This is a genomic window from Halorientalis sp. (genome assembly GCF_028275115.1).
GTDB lineage: Archaea > Halobacteriota > Halobacteria > Halobacteriales > Haloarculaceae > Halorientalis.
In genome coordinates, this window is record NZ_JAQCNH010000026.1 from 1 (window position 1) to 5,735 (window position 5,735).

The 5,735-nt window shown below is 65.0% G+C and carries 9 protein-coding genes; 6 read left to right on the forward strand and 3 right to left on the reverse strand.

The genetic code is table 11. The features are described from left to right. Window positions 1–497, reverse strand: a 497-nt coding sequence (locus Q0964_RS03965; protein WP_299263674.1) for an NAD-dependent epimerase/dehydratase family protein, incomplete at its 3' end; no start/stop codon positions are given. A gap of 127 nt (window positions 498–624) precedes the next feature. Between Q0964_RS03965 and Q0964_RS03970 the strand changes: the two genes are divergently transcribed. From Q0964_RS03970 to Q0964_RS03990, 5 genes are all read left to right on the forward strand, one after another. Next, window positions 625–1,710 carry a guanosine monophosphate reductase gene (locus tag Q0964_RS03970; protein ID WP_299263676.1) on the forward strand — a complete coding sequence of 362 codons (1,086 nt, stop codon included), beginning with the start codon at window positions 625–627 and terminating at the stop codon, window positions 1,708–1,710. A gap of 40 nt (window positions 1,711–1,750) precedes the next feature. After that, window positions 1,751–2,014, forward strand: coding sequence for a hypothetical protein (locus Q0964_RS03975; RefSeq protein WP_299263679.1), 264 nt, complete (start codon window positions 1,751–1,753; stop codon window positions 2,012–2,014). Further along, window positions 2,011–2,472: a type II toxin-antitoxin system VapC family toxin gene (locus Q0964_RS03980; RefSeq protein WP_299263682.1), complete on the forward strand. Its 462-nt coding sequence runs from the start codon at window positions 2,011–2,013 to the stop codon at window positions 2,470–2,472. The genes Q0964_RS03975 and Q0964_RS03980 overlap by 4 nt, the downstream gene beginning before the upstream one ends. Window positions 2,473–2,566: 94 nt before the next feature. Next, window positions 2,567–2,794: an antitoxin VapB family protein gene (locus tag Q0964_RS03985; protein WP_299263685.1), complete on the forward strand. Its 228-nt coding sequence runs from the start codon at window positions 2,567–2,569 to the stop codon at window positions 2,792–2,794. After that, window positions 2,781–3,194 (forward strand): type II toxin-antitoxin system VapC family toxin, encoded by a 414-nt coding sequence (locus Q0964_RS03990; protein WP_299263687.1) that lies wholly within the window; start codon window positions 2,781–2,783, stop codon window positions 3,192–3,194. The genes Q0964_RS03985 and Q0964_RS03990 overlap by 14 nt, the downstream gene beginning before the upstream one ends. A gap of 17 nt (window positions 3,195–3,211) precedes the next feature. Here the strand turns inward: Q0964_RS03990 and Q0964_RS03995 are convergent, their stop codons facing one another. Both Q0964_RS03995 and Q0964_RS04000 read right to left on the reverse strand, forming a co-directional pair. After that, window positions 3,212–4,156 carry an NAD-dependent epimerase/dehydratase family protein gene (locus Q0964_RS03995; protein WP_299263690.1) on the reverse strand — a complete coding sequence of 315 codons (945 nt, stop codon included), beginning with the start codon at window positions 4,154–4,156 and terminating at the stop codon, window positions 3,212–3,214. A gap of 3 nt (window positions 4,157–4,159) precedes the next feature. Then, window positions 4,160–5,338, reverse strand: coding sequence for an NAD-dependent epimerase/dehydratase family protein (locus Q0964_RS04000; protein ID WP_299263693.1), 1,179 nt, complete (start codon window positions 5,336–5,338; stop codon window positions 4,160–4,162). 146 nt (window positions 5,339–5,484) lie between these two features. On the opposite strand from Q0964_RS04000, the gene Q0964_RS04005 reads away from it, so the two are divergent. Beyond that, a partial coding sequence (locus tag Q0964_RS04005) for a DUF4330 family protein (protein ID WP_299263695.1) occupies window positions 5,485–5,735 on the forward strand: 251 nt, incomplete at its 3' end.

A 5,735-nucleotide genomic window follows, 5' to 3' on the forward strand; every position in this document is an offset into this window, starting at 1 on the left:
GGGAAGGCCCCGTCGGCGAGGGTGTCGATGGCCCGCTCGCCGAGCACCTTCGTCTGGCCGTACCAGTTCAGCGGGTCCCGTGGCAGATCCACCGTGATCGGGAACTCCTGCGGGTCGCCGATGACGGCCATCGAGAAGGGGAAACACAGTGCCGTGCCGGTCTTCCGACAGAACCAGGCCACGTTGTTGGTGCCGGCAACGTTGACCTCGTAGGCCAAGTCCGGCTTGTCGTCACAGTCGTCGACGCCCGAGATGGCCGCCAGGTGCAAGACCACGTCCGCGCCGTCGAGGGCGGCCTCCAGCCGGTCGCGGTTGCGGATGTCGACGTGCTCGACGGACACGTCGCCGACCTCACGGAGGTCGCCGAGATAGAAGTTGTCCAGTGCGGTGATCTCCCACTCGGGATGATCCTCCTGCAATTGTGCGACGACGCGGCTGCCGATGTAGCCCGCCGCGCCGGTGACGGCGACGTGGACGGGCTCGGCGGTATCGCTCATGTACTGGGTGTCTACGTGAAGGGTTACAAACTTCGTGGTCCGCGGGTTTCAGGTCAACATGTCGAAAAAACGAGCGTTGACACGATCCGCGGATTTAAGCGTTCGAAGCCACTGTGCTCGTTCGGTCATGAACGAACCGCGAACGGGACTGAGCTACGGGGACGTGTTGCTGGTGCCACAGCGCTCGCCGGTCGACAGTCGGAGCGACGTGGACCTCACCACCCAGTTGACGCCCGGACTGGAACTGGCGACGCCGCTGGTCTCGGCGGCGATGGACACGGTGACGGAGGCCGAACTGGCCATCGCGCTCGGCGAGGCCGGCGGTCTCGGGACGATCCACCGATTCCTGACCGTCGACGAACAGGCCACACAGGTCGCGACCGTCGCCGACGCGGGCCAACCGGTCGCGGCCGCCGTCGGCATCGACGAGGATACAGTCGGCCGTGCCGGGGCGCTGGTCGACGCGGGCGTCGACGCCGTCGTCGTCGACGTGGCCCACGGCCACATGGAACGCACGCTCGACGCCGTCGCCGACATCCGGGAGGCCTACCCCGACCTCGAACTGGTCGCGGGCAATGTCGCCACGCCGGCGGGCGTCGAAGACCTCTACGCGGCCGGTGCGGACTGTGTGAAAGTCGGCATCGGGCCGGGCTCGCACTGTACGACCCGCAAAGTCGCCGGGGCGGGCGTGCCCCAGCTCACGGCGGTCGACGACTGCGCCGACGCCGCCGCCGATCTGGACGTGACGATCTGTGCCGACGGCGGGGTCCGCACCTCCGGCGACGCCGCGAAGGCGCTGATGGCCGGCGCAGACACCGTCATGCTGGGGAGTCTGTTCGCCGGCACCGAGGAAGCCCCGGGCGAGACCGTCGAGGTCGACGGCGTGCGCTACAAGCGCTCCCGCGGGATGGCCACGACGGCCGCCGCCGAGGACCGCTCGGACAAGGAGGAGGACGTAACGCAAGACGAGGGCGTCGAGGGACTGACCCCTTACAAAGGGCCGGTCGGCGACGTGGCCGAGGAGTTCTCCGCCGGCATCAAGTCCGGCCTCTCCTACTGTGGCGGTCACACCATCCCCGACGCCCGAAAAAAGGCCGAGTTCATCCGCGTCGCCGCCAGCGCTCGCGAGCGCGAGGGAGCCCACACGGACCAGGAGTGGGAGACGATCAGCGTCGACAGCACGAAACACGCGCAGGTCGAGGGTGACGACTGATGGGGCGGTGCGTTTATCCACCTGAAACAAGTACATGAGCATGAGCAAAGACATGTCTTCGGATGCCGACACGAAGATCGTCCAGACGGAACTCCCCGAAGAGGAGTACGAACGGCTGGTTCGTGTAGCCGAGCGAGAAGACCTGTCGCTGAAAGATGCGCTCCGGGACGCCGTCAAAACGTTCACCGATCAACAGGATCGGCACGACCCGGACGATCCGTTCTTCGCCGATCCGCCCCAGACTGACGAGAGTGAGGAGGACCTCACTGCGACCGAAACCGACACCTACCTCTACGAACAGTGACGGGCCTGGCAGGTTTTCGACCGACGACGGATGGACCGACCGGACTCTTTCTGGACACGAGCGCGCTGTTCGCGTATTTTCATCCCGAGACGGACGAACACGAGGAAGCGAGGGCATTTCTCACCGCCGTTGGTAACAACGACATTCCCTTCCGCCCACTTACGACGAGTACGTACGTCGTCGACGAACTCGCAACGCTCCTCCTCTCGAAGGGAACACACGAGCTGGCCTGCACCGCACTGGAACGAACCCTGGACTCCGATGCGATTACCGTGCTCCCGGAGACAGACGACCGGTTCGCCGAGGCACGGAGCGGGTTCGAGCGCTACGACGACCACGAGATTTCGTTCACCGACCAGCTGATCGCCGTCACGATGCGTGACGAAGGGACCGACCACGTGTTCGCCTACGACGGTGACTTCGAGACACTCGGGTTCGAACAACTGCCCCGGCGATAGCGGGCTCGCCGGGTTCGAGACTAGACGCCCGTGTCCCGAGGCTGCCGCCCGACGTGCCGGAACAGTTTTGCGTACGAACACCCATACGCAAAACATGAGCAAGAACATCTCCATCTCCGACGAGGTGTACCGGAAACTGAAGCGAGAGAAGGGAGAGCGGAGTTTCAGCGAGGTCATCGAGGATCGACTCGAAAGCGGCGGGAAACTGGCCGACGTGGCCGGACAACGAATCTTCGAGGAAGGGACACACGAGGAAGTCAAAGACGATATCGGCCAGCTGAGCGAGGGGACGTTGGATCGCCTGGACGATGAAACTCGTTGATACGTCCGCCGTCGTCGACATCGACCGCGGGGGTGTCGACCGGAAAGTCGAGAAACTCGACCAGGAAGGCCGTCACGCCATCAGCGCCGTCACACTGACCGAACTCCGGTTAGGCGTGAACAAGCAGTACGAATCGGGCACAGAGGCACACCGAGAGGCCATCGAAGACCTCGAACGACTCTGTTCGCGGTTCGAGGTGATCCCAGCAAACAGACCCGTCGCCGTCGCAGCGGCCAACATAATTGCTGATCTGCAATCGCGCGGTGTACCACTCAACGACCTCCACGACGTGTACATCGCCGCGACCGGACGAACGGAACAGCTGCCCGTTTTGACTACGAACGTCGATCACTTCGAGCGCATCGAAGATGTCCAGGTGATCGACTGGACGGAATACTGACAGAATCAAATCGAAGATTACTCCGCGCCCGTGAACCGGTCGGCCAGATCCCGCACGCCCTCCCGGAGGGACCACTCGGGCTCGAAGCCGGTCTCGGCCAGCCTGTCGAAGTTGACGTGATAGGACGGCCCGGGATGTTCGTCTTCGAGGTAAGTCACGTCGACGGGGCCCACCTCGTCGCGCACGAGGTCGGCGATCTCGCTGATCCGGTAGTTGCCCGCGTTGGTGCCGACGTTGTACACCTCCTCGTCCCAGTCCCCGGGATTGCAGGCGGCGTGTTTGTACGCCGCGGCGGCGTCCTCGACGTGGATGAACGGCCGCCAGTTCGACCCGTCGCCGTAGACCGTCAGCGAGCGGCCGGTCAGCGCGCGGAAGACGAAGTGGTTCACGACGAGGTTGAACCGCACGCCCGGCGAGTAGCCGTAGTTCGTACTCATCCGGAGCGCGGTCCCGTCCATGTCGTGGTCCTCGCAGTACGCCGCGAGGAGGGACTCGGCCTCGTACTTGGCCTCGGCGTAGGGGTTGATCGGATCGGGTTCGACGGACTCGTCGATGTCGCGACTCATCGCCCGGCCGTAGATGTTGCAGGAAGACGCCGAGACGACGTTCTCGACGCCGAGTTTGCCCGCCGCCTTGAGGACGTTCTCGGTGCCGTCGTAGTTGACCGCCATGGTCTCCGCGCGGCGGTCGTGGGTGCTCGCCGCGCCGGTGATCGCCGCGAGGTGGATCACGGTGTCCACCTCGCGCATGGCGTTCTCCACGTCGCCGTACTCGCGCACGTCACCCCGGCGGAAGTCGACGCCGTCGTTGGACTCGGCCGAGAGCGTCCCCAGCAGTGCACGGGGCGAGCCGCTGGACAGCGAGTCGAGGACGACCACCCGCTCCACCGCGTCGTCGGCCCGGAGCATCGGGACGAGTGCGCTCCCGATGTAGCCACAGCCGCCGGTGACCAGTACGTCCACGGCTCAGTCCTCCGACTCCTCCAGGACGCCCGGGAGGAACCGGTCCTCGTGGGCCTCGATGGTCTCGGTGTAGCGGGTCAGCGTCTCGAAGATGTCCCGGACGCCACCCTCGAAGTCCTGGGCCTGCTCGCCGATGACGTGCATATACTGTGCGTTCTCGATCTCCATCTTGTGGGTCTCATCCTCGTCGCGGGGGTTCTCGAAGTGCTCGACGGCCACGTCGAGGTCGAACTCGTCGCCCACGTCGGCGATGGTCTCGGCGATCTCGACGATGCTGATGGCCCGCGTGACCTGGTTGTAGACGGTTAGGTCGTCGGGCCGTTCGTCTGGGTCGACGAGCGCCAGTTCAGCCAGCCCCTCGACGGCGTCTTCCAGCGAGATGAAGGGCTTGCGCTGTTCGCCCTTCCCGTAGACCGTGACGGGGTACCCTGCGACGGCCTGGGCACAGAAGCGGTGGCCGACGGTGCCGAAGTAGTAGTCGAAGTCGAAGCGGGTCTTCAGCCGGTCGTCGGCCCGGGCCTCGTCGGTCTCGGTGCCGTAGACGATGGCCGTCCGCACGTCCGAGATAGGGATGTCGAACTGACTCTGAGCGAGCCTGAGATTGGCTGAATCGTGCGATTTCGTCATATGATACCACGAACCAGCCATCGCCGGGAACGGCACGTCGTCGCGCTCACCCTGATTCTCCATGACCGCGCCACCCTCGGGAATGGGGAATTCGGGGGCCCCGTAAACGCCCGTCGTCGTCGTCTCGATGAAGTGGGTGTCGGTCATGTCGTGTTCGTGCAGGCCGAAGACGAGGTTCCGCGTGGCCTGCATGTTGTTGTGCTGGGTGTAGTTGGCCCGCTCACCGTTGATCTGGGAGTACGGCGCGGAGGGCTGGGCGGCCGCGTGGACGATCACGTCCGGTTCGTGGACGGTGAGGAGTTCGTCGACGAACTCCTTCTCGACGAGATCGCCCTGGAGGAAGGATAGGTTGTGCGCGTCGTGAGCCTCCCGTGCGGCCGCGAGGCGCTCGTCCATCCAGCCGATCGGCACGGCACTGGTCGAGCCGACCTCCTCAACCCAGTCCCGGCGCGCGAAGTTGTCCACCGCGAGCACCCGGTCCTCGGTTCTGGTCGCAATTCGGAGCGCGGTGGGCCACCCGACGTAGCCGTCACCGCCAGTGACGAGTATCGTCATTAGTTACTCAATCTGTGAGTAACCAACTGTCGCGTAAGTAGGTTGTGTTCCGTCACTGTGGGTGTCAGAGTCACCGGTCGCGGGTCGCCAGCGGCCGGGTCTGTCGAAACCCATATATCGCCGGGTTGCGACGCGGGTGACAACTGATGGAGTTAATCGACGAGAAGGGGCGACTGTTCGGCCGCATCAACGTGGTCGACGCCCTCGTCGTACTGGTCGTCCTGGCGGTCCTCCTCGCGGGTGTCGCGCTGGTGACCGGTGGTGGTGACGCTGGTCCCGGCGGCCCGGGCGAGCCGAACGGGACCACCGCCGCCGAGGAGGCTGAGACACGATACGCAACCCTCGCGCTCGGCGCACACCCGGCCTGGGTCGCCGCTTCGATCCACGCGAACGACAC

What these genes read in the sequence shown, in the direction of transcription:
- Q0964_RS03975 (WP_299263679.1), top strand. Translation starts at nt 1,751, where the DNA reads ATGAGCAAAGACATGTCTTCGGATGCCGACACGAAGATCGTCCAGACG.
- Q0964_RS03985 (WP_299263685.1), top strand. Translation starts at nt 2,567, where the DNA reads ATGAGCAAGAACATCTCCATCTCCGACGAGGTGTACCGGAAACTGAAG.
- Q0964_RS04000 (WP_299263693.1), bottom strand. Translation starts at nt 5,338, where the DNA reads ATGACGATACTCGTCACTGGCGGTGACGGCTACGTCGGGTGGCCCACC.
- Q0964_RS03990 (WP_299263687.1), top strand. Translation starts at nt 2,781, where the DNA reads ATGAAACTCGTTGATACGTCCGCCGTCGTCGACATCGACCGCGGGGGT.
- Q0964_RS03970 (WP_299263676.1), top strand. Translation starts at nt 625, where the DNA reads ATGAACGAACCGCGAACGGGACTGAGCTACGGGGACGTGTTGCTGGTG.